Here is a 20,547-nt window from a genome sequence, read left to right on the forward strand (position 1 = left end):
ATGGACGATGCAGAATCCGCGTATCGGTATTGTATGATAATACTCAATTTACACTGCCAATAGTTGCCTTTAAGCTCCTACCCCTTTAGTGAGCCGGACGTGATGCCGTTAATGATATATTTTTGCATGAAAATGTAGAACAGAATGAGTGGTGCAACCGCTAAGAGCATCATCGGGAAGAAATTCGTCCAGTCGGTCGAGAATTGCCCAATATTGCGGAACACTTCTAAGAGTAATACACCCTTTGAACGGGATTGCAAGAACAACAACGGCGTCATGAAATCATTCCATACACCAAGTGTATTCAAAATCGCTACAGTGGCAATCACCGGCATAAGCAGCGGGAACACAATCTGCAAGAATGTTCTCCAAACCCCACAGCCGTCTACCCTTGCAGCTTCTTCCAGTTCAAATGGAACGGCAGAGCCGATAAAGCTTTTAATTAAAAAGATAGAGAACGGGAGGTTGTAACAAATTTCTATCAGAATAACGCCCGTGTGGGAATTCATAAGCCCAAGCTGGGCTACCTGTTTATAAAGTGCCAAGATCCCCATTTGGTACGGTACCATCATCCCAACCATGAATAAAAGGAACACGATCCGATTGAAATGGCTCGTGCGTCGTACCAAGCTATAAGCAGCCATCGCGGAAAACATAACAATACCCGCAACCGAGGAAATCGTAATGATAAGGTTGTTTCCCAACACATGAATGTAGTTCATTGCCTTAAAGGCGCGAACGTAGTTGACGAACGTGATGTTAACTGGAAGGCCCATCGGATGAGAGACCGCATCAGCTGGGGTCTTAAAAGTCGTGATGATCAAATAGTAAATAGGGATCAAAAAAATCGCACCTAAGACGAGCAAGAGAATTTCCGTGACGGCAGTTCCTTTTGTATATCGATTCATGATTACCGCCGCTCCCACATTTTGATTAGTGTAAAGTGAATAAAGGTGATGAAGCCAACGAGGATAACAAAGACGATTCCGAATGCGGCTCCGTAACTATAGAAACCTTCACTGAGCCCTTTCTTGATCATGAGTGATACGATTGTTTCCGTAGAATACCCCGGGCCGCCGCCTGTCAAGGCATAAACAATATCAAATACCTTCATGCCGTTTATCATCCCCATAACCGTATTGAAAGTGATCGCTGGAAGCAGTAGAGGAAGCGTGATATAGCGGAACATTTGCAACCCGCTCGCTCTGTCGATCTTCGCCGCTTCATAATAATCTGTTGAGATGCTCTGCAAGTTGGCCAAATAAATAACCATTGTGTAACCAACCCACTGCCATACGGAGGCGATGATGACCGAATAGAGCGCAAGATGCGGATCTCCGAGAAAATTGATGCGTTCAAAGCCAAGAGCAACTACAAGTTGATTAATCAAGCCGAAGTCGGAGGGTGAGTACATAAAATTCCAGAGAAAACCAATAACTAATACGCTGAACACCGCAGGAAGGAAGAAAACAGCCCGCAGCAGATTTTTTGTCTTTAACCTTTTATTGAGAAAGACCGCTAATGGAATGGCTAGCAAATTCTGTCCGAGCATAGCGAGTACTGCATAGATTAAAGTATTTTTAATACCTGTCAAATAGATTGAATCTTTAAATAGAGCGATATAATTGTCTATACCAACAAATTTGACAACAACTGGATGTACATCTGACCAGTTTGTAAAGCTGTACAAAGCGGTCTTTATCGTCGGAAATATGAAAAAGGTACAATAAATAAGTAAGGCAGGAAGCAGAAGCAGAACATAATTGATTTCTCGTTTGAAAATGTTTGGTTTGTTCATGCGCAACAACCTTTAGCTTATAGGATGTACAAGGAGCAAAGCGCTTTGCCCCTTGTAATTTATACGACCTATTTAGATTTCTCCAGTAGTTCAACTGCTTTCTTGTCTACCGCTTCTAGCACTTGTCGAGGCGTTTTAGTACCTGCTATGATTTCTTGAATACCTTTTCCTAAATCTGAGAAAGCAGGACCAGCAACGCCCCAATTATTAACAGGGTACATGACATTGCCCGCCTTGAAAGCTTCTTGAGCACCGTTGTACTCTGCTGGCATTTCAAAAGTAACCCCTTTCAAAAAAGAGGAACCTCCTTTATTATCGACCCAGTAAGCATTCTGACCTTCTGGTGTGGATAACAGGTCTAGCACCTTGTACGCTGCATCCTTAACTTTGGACTTCGCATTCAAACCAAACGATACCCCAGGACCACCGACCATCCAACCCGGGCCGCCTTTTGTACCCAGGTTCGGGAACATATCAATCTTCATGTTAGGCGCCTTTTGCTTAAAGGTTTCCATATACCAAGGTCCTGCTTGGAACATCGCTGCCTTACCGCTTGTAAATTCGTCAATCGCTTGTTCTTCTTCAAGCCCAAGCATATCCTTGGTGAAGACACCGTGTTTCAAGTATTCGGTCCATGTCGTCAAAGCAGGCTCCAGCGCATCGACCATTTTTGAGTTTCCTTTGCCAAAATCATCGTTCCACTTCTTTCCTTCTGTTGTGCCGATAAAATCATTGAGTGCTAAACCAAGGAAGGACTGGCCTGCTACGTTAGGATTTTTTAGACCGATCGCTTGGGGTTTAATTCCATTTTTCTTCAGCACGTCTGCTACTTGGAAGTACTCATCCAGCGTTGTTGGTATTTTTAGGTCATATTTGGCAAATAAATCAACATTATAGTAAACCCCATTAAACCAACTAGCTTGCGGCAACCCGTACAGTTTATTATCAAATGTTGCGGTGGACGTGCCGGTTTCATAATACTTGCTGGCATAACGTTCTGTTAAATCTTCGAAATACCCTGTCTTGACGGTATTTGCGTCGATTACTCCACCTATAATGTCAGGACCTTCGCCTGCTGCAAGCTGTGTCTTGATGACATCTACGTAAGTCTTGTTATCGATGAACTGATACTCCACATCTATATCGGGAAGTTTATCTTTGAATAATTGCAGAAGTGCCTTTACACTGTCTTCTTTGTTCCAATACGATAATCTGACCTTCACTTTCTTTACCGCTTCTGGATCCTTTGATTCTTCCGGTGTCTTTGTATCATTCGGTGTTGCACTTTCCTTAGCGCTGCTGTTGTTTGTACTGTTCGAACTGCAGCCTGTAAATAGAATTGACAAAGTGAGTAAAGCGGTAGTGGGAACTAACCACGTTCTCTTCATACAAAGACCTCCCAAATTTAGAAAATTTGTTTTTCGGTATAGTTATCATTGTAATGTAAATGCCATTTCCATCGAAATAACAGATTTTTTCGAAATCTAACAGAATCCATCTGACAATAGAAACCAAATCATGTGGTTAATGTAACATGGTATGAATAGGAATGCCTAGTGTGCTATGCTTTGGTTTGTAGTGAGTATCCTCTGGAAGCGAGTAAATACCGCCGGATGAACGGATAGGAGGAAAATATGTATCATATTCTAGTAGTCGATGATCAACAAGCTGAAATCGATGCGATTGAATGGCTTATTCAGAAGCATGCTCTACCTTTTTCTGTTGCTCAGGCCAACGATGGGGAAGTAGCGCTGGAATATATAAGGGGCCATCATGTAGATCTGTTATTCACGGATATTCGCATGCCTTTCATGGACGGTCTAGAGTTAATCAAGCAGGCAAAGATAGTCATTCCGGACCTTAAGGTGCTTATTTACAGTGCTTATGGGGAATTTGAATATGCACAAAAAGCGATTCAACTTGGAACGGTTAGTTATATGTTGAAGCCGATCGATGTGAAGGAATTCCTCAAAGTATTCCAATCCATAGTTGCTATACTAGATGACGAACGACTTCAGAGAGAGAAGGACGAGTTGCTGATCAAAGGCTTTCATAAAGGAGTGGCGTATGAGAAAGAAAAGCTCCTATTTGATCTCATTCAAGGTCGTGAGAGTGACGTCCATTACGAGGAACGGGCAGCTTTTGCTGGACTAAATCATCTGGAAAATAAGCGGATGTATATGATTATGATTGGATTGCAAAATCACTTTTTTGATCAACATCATACAGAAGCGTTTGAATTTCTTCAATCGACTAGTAAACATGAGATACTGCTATTAAATATGAATGAGTACCAATGTATTATGCTCGTCGTTATAGATCCCGCTTCAAAGAACAGTGATAACGGGCAAGAGCTTATGACTTATGGAGAAAAGGTTAAAGAATGGCTGGAGACTCGCTTCGACCGGCGATGTTTAGTTATTGTCGGTAGTCCGGTAGATAAGCTAGAGGGGCTTCATGACGAGTTCACCCAAATGGAAGAGTTAATGAATTTTCGGTTTTTTATGGATAGAAGTGTCGTTTGTTCCAAAGATGCCGAAAGCATTCATGACCATGTAGACGACGAATCGTTAGAGCTTATGCTTAAGGAGATTTATACTTCCATTGCACGAAATGAATATCGTACACTCGAGCATCAGATAGAGTATCTCATTGCGGGTATGCGAAGTAGTAAGCGCTTTAGTTCTATGTATGCCAAACTTTTATTTACAGAAATATTGAAAAAAGTAGTAGAGCTTCAAGGCAAAAAAAGCAGCAGTTTACTAAAGGAAGGTTTGGAGCGAATCGCACTTTGCAATTCAATTGCTGAGTTAAGGCAAGTCATTTTATCTATTTTTCAGGAGCATTTACTGCAAATTAAAACGAATACAGATGATCAAAGCCGCAAAGTAATTGAAGATGTACAGATACTCATCCAGATGGAGTACGGAAATGATATTGGGGTTGACTACTTAGCGAATCGCGTCTTTTTATCGTCAAGTTATTTAAGTTTCCTGTTTAAAAAAAGTACAGGCCAAAGCCTAGTTAAATATATTACAGCTGTTCGTATGGAGCGAGCGAAGGAGCTGCTGCGAGATTCAACGATTAAAGTTGTTGATATTGCCAGTACCGTTGGATTCGCGAATACTTCCTATTTTAATTTAATGTTTAAGCAATATAACGGCTTGACTCCTATTCAATATCGAGAGGGTGGCGGAAGGAGATGACTCTGCTCAGATTTATTCGTAATATCCGCCTGCGTCAGAAATTATTGCTTTCTTATGTGATTGTCATCTTCCTACCAACGATTGTACTGGGCTTGTATGCCTACCAAAGTTCCAAATCTTCATTGAATAGACAGATTCAGCAAAGCGCAGACAATGAGGCAAAGAAGCTTGCACTAGAGATCAGTTACCGTCTTCAGAGGCAGGAGGTGTCAATGAAATCGATTGTTTTCCATCCTGCGCTTATTGATTTGATGAGTAACCCGGATCAGGATTTGTACACTCAATTTAAGACATTGAATGATAAAATTGAACCTATTTTTTTTAATTTGATGTATATGGTTGGGGATATGAATGAGATAATGTTGTATTCTGAGAATCGGCAATCTGAATTAGGGAACTTCATTACTCCTTCTTCAGCAGTTAAGGATAAGGATTGGTATCTAGCGACAAAGGGTAGCGAGACAACCAAGTGGTGGTTTGAAGAGGGAGAATTGTTTGCCACACGAGTGATTCGCAATATCGATCTTCAAATCGTGAGTGCTGAACTTTACGTCAGGTTTGATTACAATAAAATCTTCGGTGATTTCATTGGCAAGATGAATGAAGGGAAGAGCATCATTATTACCGATCAACAGAATCGGCCCGTGTTAACAGAGCATGCCCAGCAGATAGATGATGTCGGGCTTCAATCACTTTCAAGGCGTGGTACTTCAAAAGCAAGATTAGGTGGCGAATCCTACTTAGTTATAAACAAAGAAATTCCTCAAACCGATTGGATACTACATTATTTGGTTTCCGATAATCAATACAATACAGGCATTCGCAATATTTTAAGCGCAACGGGCATCATTGTACTCCTCTGTATGGTTTTCCTCAGTATCATTATCTTCTTGTTCTCAGAGACGCTGTTAAGAGGAATCGAGAAATTAAACACCAAAATGAAGATGGTGGAAGATGGTGATCTTACGGTTGTTGTATCCACGAATTCCAAAGATGAAATCGGGCAGCTTACCGATCGTTTCGGTTCTATGCTTAAACAAATTAATCAACTCATTTCGGAAGTATATCAAACAAAAGTCACGCAAAAGTCAGCCGAACTCAAAGCACTGCAAGCTCAGATCAATCCCCACTTTCTATATAATTCTTTATCTTTAATTAATTCCAAAGCGCTGCGAATCGATGCTCAAGAAATTAGTGACTTGGTAAATAACCTTTCTAGTTATTACAGAACGACTTTAAATAAAGGGAAGCAGATTATTGCGATTCAAGATGAATGGACTAACGTTCAAGCATACATATATATTCAATTAGCTATGCACAATTCAAAATTTGACGTAAAATTCGATGCCGACGACAAGGTATTTCAATTTGAAATGATTCATCTTATTTTACAGCCGATTGTTGAAAATGCGATTATGCATGGCATCGATCTGAAGCGGGAGGGGCGAGGTAAACTCATCCTGCGGGCAAGTCTCGAGGGTGAGGATATTGTTTTTGTCGTGGAGGATAATGGCGTCGGTATGGAACCGTATATGATCGCGCGTATTCTTGAACATGAAAGTTCCGGCTATGGGATTAAAAATGTGCAAGAAAGATTACAGCTCTTATTTGGATCTGAGTACGGGATCAATATTCATAGTCAGCCTGGGATTGGCACTTCCGTTATCGTACGCATACCGCAGTATCGTCATATCAGAGAAGAAGATTCATGATCGCATAAACGCCTTTGGCATCCTGATTAGGACGCCAAAGGCGTTTATGCTTGAAATATAAGTAAGTATAAGCTTCACGTTATACTTTATCCTTATATTTTTCGAAGAAACGCTTATCGTCTTTAGAAGACGACAACGTCGTTTCTTCTTATTTACAATCGAAATCTGTTAGATTTCAAAAAATACTCTTATTTAGCAGGGTTTCAATTGAGATTATAATGCATAATGTGAGCGCTTTAATTGGGCTCTAACATTAAATGAATATGAAAGGATGGTTGATCTATGTTCAAACGAGCAATGTATACAATGATCTGTTTCATGATTCTATTAAGTACATTTTTCCAGGTCAATGCGCCTAGTGTCCATGCTGACAGTAGCAACCTGGATGTGTGGGTGGTTAATGCATTGAAGTCCGTATATAGGACCAGTACGATCCCTGCAAATCCTGACAACAGCATTGATCTTGTTTCAGCCAAAAACGAATACGAAAGTGAGCAAATTGCTGTAAGAGGCACAAGCGATTTTAAGATTACAGGAATTGAATTTTCCGATCTTGTATCTCCTGGAAATACGATCTCAAACAGCAACTTAAGCTATCATTTTGAAGAATACGTGCTTGAGGATACCGTGCAGCCCAATCAATATCGACCGGATTTGGTAGGCACGCAAATCTACCCCTTATCGGAGATTCCCGATCCGCTTTCGAACGATACCTCTATAAATGTGGCGGCAAATTCAACTCAGCCCATCTTAATAACGAATTATGTCCCTGCCGATGCTGTTCCTGGCCTCTATTACGGTATGGTTACGGTGAAATCGACTTTGGGCGATTATCAAGTACCAATTAACGTCGAAGTTGCTAACGCTGCAATCCCTCCAACCTCTGAGGCTAATTTCGTTAATTATCAATGGTCAATGACGAATGGTTTTATGATTGGAGGTAATCCACCTGAGATTGTAGATGATCCTTTAACGCAGTCTAGTTATGACGTTGGCGAGAACTATTATGGAGTGGAGACGTACAGCGATGAGTGGTTTGAGCTTATGGATAATTTCGCCAAGACCATGACCGATTATCGCCAGAACATGATTTGGGTTCGTACAGACTTATTATTAAACAAAAAGGGTACCAAAATGGTGTCTTTTAAAGACGGGATACCGGAGAATATCGACTGGTCTTTGTTCGATCGATATGTTCAAACCTTTATGGATAGAGGAATTACTCATTTTGCGAACATTCACTTGATCCATGCGTTAGAACAAATGCCGCAGAGTGAGAGACCAAACAATAATAATCCACAAGATCCGTGGAAAACGTCAGTACCTGAATTCGATTCACTACCTGTTACAGACGCTTATCTTACGAACTACTTGACAGCATTGCACGATCATTTAGAGGAAAAAGGCTGGCTTAACGGTTTCACTTGGTATCAGCATACTAAGGACGAACCGAATGGTGCTAGCATTACAAACTATATGACGTATATTGCTAGAAAAATAAAAGAAATCGTTCCGGATTTCAAGACTTTGGATGCTGATGCGGCCGGTACTCTGATGAACGAAACCATCAAACCCTATGTGGATGTGTGGGTCCCGTTAACACCGGTTTTCCAGGACAAGAAAAATCTCTATAAAGCGGAGCAGGCGGCAGGCAAAGACTTGTGGGTGTATACTTGCGATGCCAATCCGGCTCCGTGGTTGAACAGATTCTGGACGCAGCCCATATTGACGGGCAGACTGTTATTCTGGAATCTTAGTCAAGAAGGTGTGCAAGGACACTTGCATTGGGGATGGAACGTATGGTACGTCCCACATTATGGCGATTCTACGATCGTATATCCGGATAAGGAACATATGACGGTTAAGAGCTCACTTCGTTACGAGGCCCAAAGAGACGGACTTGAGGAGTACGAACTGATGCACCAACTCAAGCAAACCAATCCAGGACTTGCTAAACGTATAGCCGACAGCGCTGTTAACCCGTCTGATCCGAGAAAATATACCCTTGACCCTGAATATATCAGCAAGCTTCATAATTATCTGGTTAAAGCAGCAGCCGGAGAAACTGTGGGTGATATTCCTGTGCCAAGCAGTCCCTACGATGGGCAGGATGTACCCATGACCTACATGACCGATAACGCGACTGGGGAGATCATCTTTGGCGGTGAATGGTTTGCAAAAAGCCGGAAATACGCTTATATGGGCGGTGTTCAAGGCACGTTAAAGGCGGATGATGAATTGACCTATACCTTTACAGGATCAGGTATCGATCTTATTGCAGAGAAAAATGAAGGTTCCGGTAAAATTGCTGTATCCATCGACGATTCCGCTCCGGTGATTATAGACCTATATGAGAAAGTTCAACTCGATTCGATATCGGTATACAGCAATCATAATCTGTCAGCAGGCAAGCATACGATCAAGGTAGTGAACCTGGAGAACAAAAACCTATTCGTTGACGGCTTTCGAGTAAGCATGTATGAAGGACAGAAGATCTATGATGGAACACTGCAAAGTTTGGAACTGACTAACGTGCCTTCGGTTCTTTTTAATAAAAACAATATTAATTACCAGGCCATTATTCCGAGCGATGTAGACGTGATCACGATTACGCCAACGCTTGCGGATGCAAACGGCACCCTAGATATCAATGGGCAACGTTATGGCAGCGGTCAGAGGCTTACATTCAACATCCCTACAGGCAAAAGTAAGATCCTCATTCGTTCTACCGCAAGTGATGGGGAAACCACGAGACTCTATACGTTGAACTTTCTCAGAGGGAATGTAAATCAACCGACCACTAATATTGCGAGAAGTTATTCAGCTATTACAGCAACAGCTGCCAGGGCAGATAGTAGCGGCTATGGTGTTTCAAATATGGTTGACGGTAGTTACGGTTCCATGTTTGCTAGTATTAGCGGGTATACGAGCATCGTACCGTTCCCACATGAGATCAATCTTACTTGGAATCAACAGATGACCTTTAATACAATTGTCTTGGCCACGCCATCAGGGTTATTACAGGGGATAACGGATATAGATGTTGAGGCTACTTCAGATGGAACGAATTGGACCACCATTGCAAAGAGGGTTCCGATTCAATGGTTTAGCAGCACAGACGACAACAAGATGGAATACACATATGCGAATATCCCTACAGTTAATGACGCGCTGAAGCTAAGGTTGCGGGTCAACGATGCTAACCATACGTATTGGGGCATATACGCTTTATATGAACTTGAGCTTTATAACCTTCCAGATAACGGAGAGATTAACCCTACAGCAGACGGATCGCTAAGTAATATAACAATCCCTAAAGTTCCTTCTTTTACGTTTGACAATAGCAAGACGACCTACCCAGTTATGATTCCTAATGATGTAAATACCATCACGATTACGCCAACGCTGTCGGATGAAGCGGGTACCTTGCAGGTCAACGGAAAGAATGTCGCCAATAACACAGCACAGACTTTTGACATTCCATTCGGAAAAAGCGTAATTCATATCAGGTCCACTGCAAGCGACGGGACAACTACAAAGCTCTACACATTGAACTTTCTCAAAGGAAATGAGGATGGGCTAGGCACCAATATTGCCAGAAGCTATTCTGAGATTACAGCAACGGCAGAACGTGAAGGCGAGGACTATAGTGCCAAGAAAATGGTTGACGGTATTATTTATACCATGTTTGCGAGTTCGCGAGGCTACAATACCGAACATCCGTTTCCGCATGAGATTAATCTTACTTGGGAACAACCGCAAACCTTTAACACCATCGTCATGGCTACAACATCTGGATTAATCCAGGGTATTTCCAATATCGATGTTCAGGCTTCTACAGACGGAATAAACTTTGAAACCATAGCACAGGGGGTACCCATCCAATGGAAAAGCAGCAAAGATGACGGAGTTATGGAGCACACCTTTGCTAATATTCCTGAAGTACGAGATGCACTAAAGCTGAGAATACAGATCAATGATGCGAACTATACGACATGGGGCATGTACGCTATGTATGAGCTTGAGCTCTATAATCTCGCGGAGAACGGAGAAATTGGCGAGAACCGTAACACGATCACTGCGAGCGCGGGGGACAACGGAACGATCAGTCCGAACGGCGCCGTTGTAGTCAATAAGGGTGATGATCAAACCTTTACCTTCAATCCGAACAATGGATATGAAATCGATAAAGTGTTGTTAGACGGTACCGCTGTGTCGGTGACCGGAAGCGTGTATACAGTTGCAAACATAACCGCCGACCATACGATTAATGTTACGTTTAAGCAAAGGGTGACAGATGGCGAGAACCGTAACACGATCACAGCAAGCGCGGGGGACAACGGAACGATCAGTCCGAACGGCGCCGTTGTAGTTAATGAGGGCGAAGATCAAACCTTTACATTCCATCCGAACAATGGATACGAAGTCGACAAGGTGTTGTTAGACGGTACCGCTGTGACGGTGACCGAAAACGTGTATACGGTTGCTAACATAACTGCCGATCATACGATCAATGTTACGTTTAAGCAAAAGGAGACAGGTGGTGAGAACAGTAATACGATTACGGCGAGCGCGGGGGACAACGGAACGATCAGTCCGAACGGCGCCGTTGTAGTTAATGAGGGTGAAGATCAAACCTTTGCCTTCAATCCGAACAATGGATATGAAATCGATAAAGTGTTGTTAGACGGTACCGCTGTGACGGTGACCGGAAGCGTGTATACAGTTACTAACATAACCGCCGACCATACGATCAATGTTACGTTTAAGCAGAAGGTGACAGATGGCGAGAACAGTAACCCACCGACGAGTGGTGGGAACAGTAGTATTCCATCTACAGGTGGTACAGTCAATGGAAATACCGATGCTCATATACTTGTAGTGACAACGGAAGATCTTATTTCTACAGCCTCCAATGGAGTCGTGACGATCGCAGCCAAGGATAAAGAGAAAATTGTATTTCCTGCCAATGCAGCCGAACTGCTCGGACATCATCAATTAGTCATTCAAACGGGTCCATTTACGTTGGAAGTACCCGCTGAATTACTTAAACAGTTGACGGATAAATTGTCCGCAGAAGATAAACGAAACAGTACGATAGAGTTAATCATGACTCACTTATCTGAATCCGATGCTGATAACCTTCTAGCAATAAGGCAGTCTTCCACGCATGCAATAATTAAAATTTCCGGCAATGTGATCAATTTTAGCTTATCGATTGTCGGAAAAGATGGTAAAGTGACAAGCTTGAACAGCTTCGATAAACCGATGACGATTCGATTCAAAACGGATCCTTCCTTAAATCCGAAACTGACTGGCATTTACTATTTGGCTGACAACGGCACGCTGGAATATGTGCGAGGTACGTTTATTAACGGAGAATGGGTGGCCGATATTCACCATCTCAGTAAATATGCAATGCTCGAATTCAAGAAATTATTTACAGATGTTAAGTCTACTCACTGGGCGGCCGATGCGATCGAACAGCTAGCGGCGAAGCAATTTATTGAAGGCACTAGTGCGGCAATGTTCGAGCCAGAGCGTTCTATAACACGGGCCGAATTTACGGCGATGCTTGTTAAAGCGTTGAACCTGACATCAGTGGGCGAATCAAAATTTACGGATGTATCGAAGGGTGCCTGGTACGAGAGAGCTGTTTCTATGGCGGTCAAAGCAGGCGTTGTTAAAGGAATTAGCACAACGTCATTCAATCCCGATGCTAAAATCAAACGCGAAGAAATGGTCACTATGATGATGCGGGCATATGTTATCTTGAAAGACGTCAAGTTGAACGGAAAAACGGCTTCTTCCTTTACCGACGAATCCGCTGTGGCGGCCTGGGCGCTTGAGTCAGTAAGAGCGGCGGCGGCACTTCATTTAATTAACGGCCGGGAAGCAAACAAATTCGTTCCGGGCGGGATCACTTCCCGTGCTGAAGCAGCAGTTTTGCTCAATAGAGTTATACAGTAGCCGGGTAACCCCCCAATTTCTATATTGGGGGGTTACAAGTAATAATTATACTCTGATGTGACGAGGAGAACCGAAGGAGGCAACCCGATGAACGATATGGAAATCAAGGAGCTTCAGCAAGCAGATGCACCGGAACTAATTGAAGGCGTCCACGGTTACAGCAGTGAGACGAATTGGGTGAAGCCGGAAAATCCAATTACGCTGGAAAGGTTGGAATGGTTCAAGGATCAGAAATTGGCCCTAATGATGCATTGGGGACCTTATTCGCAGATCGAGGTCGAGTCCTGGATTCTCAGCGACGAAGACGGTGATTGGGCGCGTAAAGATGTCGAATGGACGAGCGACTACGAAGAGCTGAAGCGCGAATATTTCGGACTCAACCGCACGTTCAATCCTATCCGCTTCCAGCCGGAGCTATGGGCGGAAATCGCTGCAGAAGGCGGGTTTAAATATTTGATTTTTACGACAAAGCATCACGACGGATATTGCATGTGGGACACACATACGACGAATTACCGAATTACTGGTTCTGAAACGCCATTTCATGCACATCGCTATGCCGACGTCTGCAAGCATGTGTTTGACGCTTTCCGCAGCAAGGGGCTTGCGATCGCCGCATATTTCTCGAAGGCGGATTGGCAATCGCCGTATTATTGGGCGCCAGGAATGGAAAGGGGCAGCAATACGTGGAGAGGGCCCTCGTACTCCCCCGGGGAATACCCGTGGCTGTGGGAGCAATTCGTCGATTTCACCCATGAGCAAATCATGGAGCTGATGAGCCGTTACGGCCGGATCGATATTTTGTGGCTGGATGCGGGTTGGGTTAAAGATAGTGACCAGGTAAAGCAGGACATTCGGTTGGGCGAGGTTGTCGAGCGCGCCCGTCAAACGCAGCCGTGGCTGCTATCCGCGGATCGTACAGTCGGAGGGCCTTACGAAAATTACGTGACGCCGGAGCAAACGATTCCGGAGCGTCCGCTGAACGTACCGTGGGAAAGCTGCATTACGATCGGCACACAATGGGCTTTCAAATACGATGACCAGTATAAATCGGGGAGAGAGCTCGTTCGCATTCTGATGGAAGTCGTATCCAAAGGCGGCAATTTGGCGCTTAACATAGGTCCTCAGCCCGACGGACGATTGCCGGCTGGGGCGGTTAAGAGTATCTATGAGTTGGGGGCATGGATGAAGATTTACGGTGAAGCGGTATACGGCACACGCGTGTGCGAACCGTATTTTTCCGGGTCCTGCGCGTTCACCTCGAAAGGAAGTACCGTATACTGTACGTACTTGTATGAAAGCGCAGATAAAGCCGTAGACAAGATAGTTCATATTCCTTATCAGGAGCCTGTTTCAGCCATCGAGCTTGTCGGAAGCGACGCTTTGCTGAAGGTTGAGCATACGCCGGAAGGAATCTCGATCACGCTCCCGGATGGCGAATTGAACGGGCAGGCTCCGATCGCCCATGTTTTCCGCATGCAGAAGGGCGAGGAGGCAAAGTGAACGATAAGATTCTTAGCCTTAAGCTATTATACGGTGGGGTCTGTGGCAATAATACGAGCGCATTAGCAGAGAAGAAGAAGTAGGATGACAAGTACATGTTCGAACGCCTACCCGCGTAAATCGCGGGTTTTTTCCTTTGTCAGCGTATATTCTTGTCAGAAATCATTGTCATGAATATGTACCGATTGCCGATTCTCGAAATAGGCTTATGCTAAGGAAGAGGATACCGACCATGGACTGGGCCAGACTTAAGTTGGTAATTATTTTCACCTTTTTATTGCATCTCTCTCGCCTTTTTGCTATATTTGATATTAACAAAATGTTAATATCAAAATGTTACTAACAGATAACTGAAGGTGAAGGTTAGGGCATTTAATGAAAGCGAGGGGATGAAAGTGGATAAAACATGGGGTGGCTGGAATCTGTTTGAAATCGTCTGGCTAGTTTTGTTTACCTCTATTGCTGTTGCGTTTACGTTTATTTCTAAAGATTCCTTATTCGGTTTTACGGTCTTTATCACCGGGGTGCTGTGTGTGGTGCTCGCGGCGAAAGGAAACCTGATGAGTTATGTTTTCGGAATGTACAATACCGTCGGTTACGCGTACTTGGCTTACATCAACGGTTTGTTTGGAGAGGTCATGCTGAATTTGTTATTCTTTGTTCCTATGAATGTCGTTGGCTTCTATATGTGGAAAAACAACCGCCAAGACGGCAATCTATCCATGCGACAGATGAATCTTAAGTGGCTGTTCCTTGTCGTAGCGGTCTGCGTAATAGGCTGCCTGCTACTGGGAATCGGGCTATCGTTCATCCCAGGGCAGAACTCGCCTTATATCGATGCTATTACGACGGTATTATCCATCGTGGCTACCTTTTTAATGGTCAGTAGATTTAAGGAACAATGGCTGGTCTATATTGTTTTGAATATGTTTACGGTGCTGTTGTGGGTGATTCGGATGCTGGAAGGCAGTGGCGAAGGGGTGCTGATGATCGTCATGTGGAGTGCGTATCTGGTTAACGCGGCATACGGCTATTACAATTGGAATAAAGGGGCTAAGGAGGTGTCGGCATGAAGACGCTTGGATTAACGCTGGGGAAGTTTGCTCCTTTGCATAAAGGACATCAATTCATGATCGAGACGGCGTTGCAAGAGGTCGACGAATTGATTGTGGTAATCTACGAAACGACGGTGACCTCGATTCCGCTTCATATTCGGGCGAACTGGATCCGTAAGCTCTATCCGACGGTTCGGGTAATCGAAGCTTGGGATGGTCCAGACGGGTATTCGAACGATCGGGAGCATGAGATTCGAGAGGAGCAGTATATTCTGGGACTGCTGAAGGGCGAGCAAGTGACGCATTTTTACTCTAGTGAGTTTTACGGTGAGCATATGAGTGTCGCATTAGGCGCGGCGGACCGGCAGGTGGATGAAGCCCGTGAGCGGGTGCCAATTTCGGCCACGATGGTACGTGCCGACCCTTATAAATACCGCGAATTTGTTAGTGATGTCGTGTATAGGGATTTAATCACGAAAGTGGTTTTTGTGGGAGCGATGTCGACTGGCAAATCTACAATCACTGAAGCGCTGGCGCGGCGGTATCGCACAACCTTTGCGAGTGAATATGGGCGTGATTACTGGACCGAGCATCAAGTAGATCGTAGAATCAGCCTAGAAGCGTTCGATGAGATCGCTTTGGGCCATATCGGACGCGAGGAGCAGGCGCTGCTGAAAGCTAACCGATATCTCTTTGTCGATACCAATGCAATTACCACATATATGTTTGCCTTGGATTACCACGGCCGTGCTCCTGAGTGCTTAACCCGGATCGCATTAGAAAACGCGCAGCGCTATGATCTATTTTTCCTGTGTGACGATGATATTCCTTACGAGAATACATGGGACCGTAGCGGGGATCAGAAGCGGCATATTTTTCATAAGCAAATCATTGCGGATTTGAAAGAGCGGCGGATTCCCTATATCACGTTGCGGGGAAACCTAGAGGAACGAATGCACAAAGTAAGTGAGATCTTGGCAAAGTTCGAACCCTACCGGAACTATTTCGGAGAGTTGAATGGCTAGAATTAAGAACAAAGGAGGCGAGGATACATGAATATGTTGGATCGCGATGGACTTACGGAACGTCAATTTTTCGAGCAGTACCGTGCCGGGGATTTCGAGCGGCCTTCGGTGGCGGCGGACATGGTCATTTTCACCGTTACGAACACAGAGGCGGACAGCTACCGCAAGCTTCCGGAAAAAGAGCTGCGAATTCTGCTCATTCAGCGGGGAGGTCACCCGTTCCTGGGCAATTGGGCACTTCCAGGTGGATTCGTCCGGCCGGACGAGACGACGGAGCAGGCGGCGGTGAGGGAGCTGCGTGAGGAAACCGGTGTGGATGACGTTTATATGGAGCAGTTGTACACCTTCAGCGATGTTGGAAGGGACCCTCGTACCTGGGTGATGAGCTGCAGCTACATGGCCTTAATCAACAGTGATCAGGTACAGCTGAAAGCAGGAGATGACGCTGCCCTAGCTGCCTGGTTCAAGGTAACCTATCGGCTTCTGCGCGAGCAGAAAGAGATTATTGAGGATGGGTATGTGAAAACGAAGGAATACGAGCTCAAGCTAAGCAGCGATGAAGAAGAGTTTACGGCAGTTGTGGGTCGGACAATGACGTCAAAGTCGGCCTCTACGTCAACCACATACTCCATCGTATCAAATGAAGGATTGGCTTTTGATCATGCGAAGATTATCGCTTGCGCTATTGAGAGACTACGGGGAAAAGTGAATTACACCGATATTGCGCTAAACTTGATGCCTGATCTCTTCACTTTGACGGATCTGCAGCAGGTTTACGAGGTGATCTTGGACAAAGAGCTGCTGAAAGCCGCATTCCGGCGTAAAGTAGCGGATCTCGTAGCGGAGACCGATCATTATACTGAAAATGCGGGACACCGTCCTTCCCGCTTATATCGGAGAAATATGGAGGAATATCAATGATTTACAATATCGAGCAGTTAAGAAAAGCTTATATCGCGGGCAAAACGTTCAAGTTTGTGTTCTTCTGGGGCCATACACCGCCAAAGCACGACGGCGTCGACAAAAGCTGCTTCAGCCAATGGTGGATGAGTCCTTTCGTGGTAGAGGGGATCGAGTATTCCTGTGTCGAGCAGTTTATGATGTCCGAGAAAGCCAGACTGTTTGGAGATGACGAAATGTTGGACGCGATCCTTAAAGCTAAGCATCCCAAGGAGATGAAAGCCTACGGGCGTGCTGTAAGAAACTTCGAAAATGACACTTGGGATAAAGAATGCTATAACATTGTCAAAAGAGGAAATATAGCCAAATTTTCGCAGAATCCGAAGCTTGGCGAATACCTCAAGTCAACGAAAAACCGTATTCTCGTCGAAGCTAGCCCACAGGATCGCATTTGGGGAATAGGCATGAGCCAGTCCAATCCGGATGCGGAGAATCCCGTAAAATGGCGGGGTAAGAACCTACTTGGATTCGTGCTGACCGAAGTGAGGGACGAATTGCTGCGGGATTAACTTCTACCGGAATTGTTATTGATGAAAGAAGGGGGGGGACCTTCTTCTGGATGCAAGAGAGATAATTGATTCTAAGTGTGAAGCAATAAGATATAATCCCATATTTAAATAAAAAGATAACGATATCCCTTTGGATTTCGTTATCTTTTTTGTTCACCCTCTAAAAGCCGAAGCTTCATCATCCCAGGTGTACAGCCATAAGTATTTCGGAAGATTCGGATAAAATAATTCGTATCCATTCCCAATTGAATTGCAATATCCTGAACGAGAATATCAGCATTCTCTGTCATTAACTGTATCGCACGTTCTAGTCGCAGATTCTGTAGATATTTATGTGGAGATACGGCATATTCCTGTACGAATAGACGCTGGAAATGCTGGACGGAATACCCCACAGCAGCTGCTAGGTTGGAGATAAGGAGTGGCTCAGTATAATTTGACCATAGTGGCCACTCCGAGACTCGTGTGTTTAAAGACGTTACAGAGGTAGGGAAGGAAGACACTGGCGGGAATGACAGAAGTAGTAGGTACATCAACTCCAGTAAAAACAGCGATTATTTTCGATTGGGATAAGGAGGGACTTTCCTGGCAACCTATTGGTCTGGTGTCGTTAACGAAACGGATTTATGTCATTTAGGCGGATTCCCTGGACCACTTCGTAGAACGCTCGGCATTTGGGCAGAAGAGACCGAAGGGCTGCATAGCCGTGATTTGAATGGTGTTGTAAGGCAGGCGAGTAATGCACTTAATCTTAGTGGAGATTATGATGCGCATGAAATTGCTGAGCTGATCCACTTGGAAGGTGCGGAAGCATTAGGCACTTATCGCAGCGATTTCTATGCTGGCCGTCCAGCGCTTACGGTAAATCGTTTCGGTGAAGGAAATGCGTATCATCTTGCTACCCGTGTAAAAGATGCCTTTTTCTTATTAATCCATAAATCGTCCCATCACAATAGTGTTATAGAAATTACCGTCCGAAAGGGTCTTATCATTCTTTAATATTCCCTCGATCTCAAAGCCAAGCTTCTGATAAAGGGTAACAGCTTTGTCGTTCGTTTCGAGGACATTTAACGTGATTTTTTGGATACCGTTAGCGTCGGCCCAAGCAATAGATTCTGCCAAAAGATTCTTTCCCATTCCATAACCCCAATATTCTTGCAGCACACATACTCCGAACTCTACTTTATGAGAGAATCTTGTTAAAGTAGGGCCTTCGCATCTGGAGAACCCAACGATTTCATCCTTCACTACCGCGACTAGAAATAAGTTTCTTGGTTTCTCTGAATCAGATTGGATAAGCTGCTGAAACCCTTTTTCGTCAATGAACGCCTCACCTGGTTCTCTGTCTAGATTCTCGGTCTCGCTATCGATTTGTACTCTTAATTTGGACAATGCCATAGCATCCGTAGTGATTGCAGATCTAATGGTGTATTGGATGCCTTTCACGGTAAATGTTCGTTGATCAATAATCATTTATCCTCCGTTACTACTGGTGATATTAGAAATATTGACTCGATGCCCTCAATAATAGAAGTATAATAACCCATATCGTGGGGTACAAAATGGTTCTTGTTTACATCCTGCTCAATGGTAATTCTATGTCCGTGTGGATCGATTTGAAAACCGTTGACTTGTAGTCTATGTATTTTTCCCTGCCAAAATCTGCGGAAATCAGAAAACTTAGCTTTAACAATGCCGGCGACCTCTTCTTTTTGTAACTTAAAATCTTCTAGACGATTGGGATTGTTATAAACAAAGACATGCGCTCGTTCATTATCGATAAGGTTTTCTTTTTTCATACTATAAGGAATTGTCCCTAGCGGGATCAGGTCTTTAAAGGACAAATCCAGTCCCAGTTCTTCTTGAACCTCGCGTATTCCATCTTCTACAGTTTCGTTTGCTAGCAAATGTCCGGCGGCTGTGATGTCCAATAGACCCGTATAATCTTGTTTCTGTTCACTGCGAAGCTGTAAATAGATATAGGGTACTTCCTGATCTTTGCTTATGAACCAGCAGTGGAATGTCTCATGCCAATGTCCTAACCGATGTACCTCTTCACGTGGAGCCGTACCTGTTCGGTTGCCTGCTTCATCAAAAATGGTAAGTATCTCATTATGCATAGAAAAGCTCCTTTGTGATGATTTCTTCTTAATAAAGCCTATCATAAAAACGTTCGAATTACCCTACTGTTAGAGAGGTTCTTATTGACATCAGTAAGAAAGATATGTATATTTTTGGATGTTAATCAAAGGGGGAGTTAAATGAATTTAGTAGCCATGAAGCAGAAAGACTTGGACACTTTAAGTGACGAAAGACTAGGATGGGCCTGTATGGAGCCTACCTTTCAACAGATTCGCGCAAAATCACCATCGATCAAATCCGAAGTGATTTCAAAGCTCACCGATGGACAGAAGGCACTTTGTATGTTCAGAGTGATGTATGATCACAGCCGTAATTCCGAAGGGGAGTATTATGCTTGGATTTCCTACATGCAAGACCTGCCGGGGTATTGGACAGGAGTGATGGGAGGGATACGGTTTTTTGGCGATGGTCCAATGATACTTTTGCTTCAGGAAACAAAGGCATTTCTTGAGGAAAGAAACAATAGACTTGGAGTACAGTGGGTTGATGCTGCCATCACGGATCTCGATCGTGACCCTGAGTTGTTGAGAGAGATGAGTGGTTTATTTGAACGATTTAAGAACATAGCCGAAGATAGCCACAGGTTGATTGGCCAGTATATTCGGGCACATCCGGGAGAATTTGTGGAGATAGAGGGCTTATAATCATGAAAAAACGTTACGTAATC

Annotated in this window: 15 protein-coding genes and 1 pseudogene; 10 read left to right on the forward strand and 6 right to left on the reverse strand. The window is 44.0% G+C overall.

The window, feature by feature from the left end; translation table 11 throughout:
• Positions 1 to 77: 77 nt before the first annotated feature.
• The 3 genes from L1028_RS11970 to L1028_RS11980 form a co-directional block, all read right to left on the reverse strand.
• Positions 78 to 908 carry a carbohydrate ABC transporter permease gene (locus tag L1028_RS11970; RefSeq protein ID WP_060623171.1) on the reverse strand — a complete coding sequence of 277 codons (831 nt, stop codon included), beginning with the start codon at positions 906 to 908 and terminating at the stop codon, positions 78 to 80.
• Positions 909 to 910: 2 nt separating this feature from the next.
• Positions 911 to 1,798, reverse strand: coding sequence for a carbohydrate ABC transporter permease (locus tag L1028_RS11975; protein WP_234534019.1), 888 nt, complete (start codon positions 1,796 to 1,798; stop codon positions 911 to 913).
• 68 nt (positions 1,799 to 1,866) lie between these two features.
• On the reverse strand, positions 1,867 to 3,186 hold the full coding sequence (locus L1028_RS11980; RefSeq protein WP_234534022.1) for an ABC transporter substrate-binding protein: 1,320 nt from the start codon (positions 3,184 to 3,186) through the stop codon (positions 1,867 to 1,869).
• Between the two features lie 246 nt (positions 3,187 to 3,432).
• Here L1028_RS11980 and L1028_RS11985 point away from each other — a divergent pair, with 246 nt between their 5' ends.
• The 8 genes from L1028_RS11985 to L1028_RS12020 all read left to right on the forward strand — a co-directional run bounded on the left by L1028_RS11985 (position 3,433) and on the right by L1028_RS12020 (position 17,738).
• On the forward strand, positions 3,433 to 5,004 hold the full coding sequence (locus tag L1028_RS11985) for a response regulator transcription factor (protein ID WP_234534024.1): 1,572 nt from the start codon (positions 3,433 to 3,435) through the stop codon (positions 5,002 to 5,004).
• Positions 5,001 to 6,716 (forward strand): sensor histidine kinase, encoded by a 1,716-nt coding sequence (locus L1028_RS11990; protein ID WP_234534025.1) that lies wholly within the window; start codon positions 5,001 to 5,003, stop codon positions 6,714 to 6,716. Before L1028_RS11985 ends, L1028_RS11990 begins: the two co-directional genes overlap by 4 nt.
• 282 nt (positions 6,717 to 6,998) lie before the next feature.
• Positions 6,999 to 12,686 carry a glycoside hydrolase domain-containing protein gene (locus tag L1028_RS11995; RefSeq protein ID WP_234534027.1) on the forward strand — a complete coding sequence of 1,896 codons (5,688 nt, stop codon included), beginning with the start codon at positions 6,999 to 7,001 and terminating at the stop codon, positions 12,684 to 12,686.
• Between the two features lie 87 nt (positions 12,687 to 12,773).
• Positions 12,774 to 14,189, forward strand: a complete 1,416-nt coding sequence (locus L1028_RS12000; protein ID WP_234534030.1) for an alpha-L-fucosidase — start codon at positions 12,774 to 12,776, stop codon at positions 14,187 to 14,189.
• 389 nt (positions 14,190 to 14,578) lie between these two features.
• Entirely contained in the window at positions 14,579 to 15,262 is a 684-nt protein-coding gene (gene pnuC, locus L1028_RS12005) for a nicotinamide riboside transporter PnuC (protein ID WP_234534032.1), read from the forward strand.
• Positions 15,259 to 16,269 (forward strand): AAA family ATPase, encoded by a 1,011-nt coding sequence (locus L1028_RS12010; RefSeq protein WP_234534034.1) that lies wholly within the window; start codon positions 15,259 to 15,261, stop codon positions 16,267 to 16,269. The genes pnuC and L1028_RS12010 overlap by 4 nt, the downstream gene beginning before the upstream one ends.
• 27 nt (positions 16,270 to 16,296) lie before the next feature.
• Positions 16,297 to 17,190 (forward strand): NUDIX hydrolase, encoded by an 894-nt coding sequence (locus L1028_RS12015; protein WP_234534035.1) that lies wholly within the window; start codon positions 16,297 to 16,299, stop codon positions 17,188 to 17,190.
• Entirely contained in the window at positions 17,187 to 17,738 is a 552-nt protein-coding gene (locus tag L1028_RS12020; protein ID WP_234534037.1) for an NADAR family protein, read from the forward strand. The genes L1028_RS12015 and L1028_RS12020 overlap by 4 nt, the downstream gene beginning before the upstream one ends.
• Before the next feature lie 140 nt (positions 17,739 to 17,878).
• Here L1028_RS12020 and L1028_RS12025 read toward each other — a convergent pair whose 3' ends face one another.
• Positions 17,879 to 18,133, reverse strand: coding sequence for a helix-turn-helix domain-containing protein (locus L1028_RS12025; protein WP_234534038.1), 255 nt, complete (start codon positions 18,131 to 18,133; stop codon positions 17,879 to 17,881).
• Between the two features lie 43 nt (positions 18,134 to 18,176).
• Between L1028_RS12025 and L1028_RS12030 the strand changes: the two are divergent.
• A pseudogene (locus tag L1028_RS12030) lies at positions 18,177 to 18,662 on the forward strand (beta-galactosidase trimerization domain-containing protein); the annotation flags it as partial.
• Positions 18,663 to 18,665: 3 nt separating this feature from the next.
• Here L1028_RS12030 and L1028_RS12035 read toward each other — a convergent pair.
• A complete protein-coding gene (locus tag L1028_RS12035; protein ID WP_234534041.1) occupies positions 18,666 to 19,211 on the reverse strand; it encodes a GNAT family N-acetyltransferase in 546 nt (181 codons plus the stop codon).
• Entirely contained in the window at positions 19,208 to 19,858 is a 651-nt protein-coding gene (locus L1028_RS12040) for an NUDIX hydrolase (RefSeq protein ID WP_234534043.1), read from the reverse strand. Before L1028_RS12040 ends, L1028_RS12035 begins: the two co-directional genes overlap by 4 nt.
• A gap of 141 nt (positions 19,859 to 19,999) precedes the next feature.
• Between L1028_RS12040 and L1028_RS12045 the strand changes: the two genes are divergently transcribed.
• Positions 20,000 to 20,524: a hypothetical protein gene (locus tag L1028_RS12045; protein ID WP_234534045.1), complete on the forward strand. Its 525-nt coding sequence runs from the start codon at positions 20,000 to 20,002 to the stop codon at positions 20,522 to 20,524.
• The last annotated feature ends 23 nt before the right edge of the window (positions 20,525 to 20,547 follow it).

The organism is Paenibacillus pseudetheri, assembly GCF_924513355.1.
Taxonomy (GTDB): domain Bacteria; phylum Bacillota; class Bacilli; order Paenibacillales; family Paenibacillaceae; genus Paenibacillus_AQ; species Paenibacillus_AQ pseudetheri.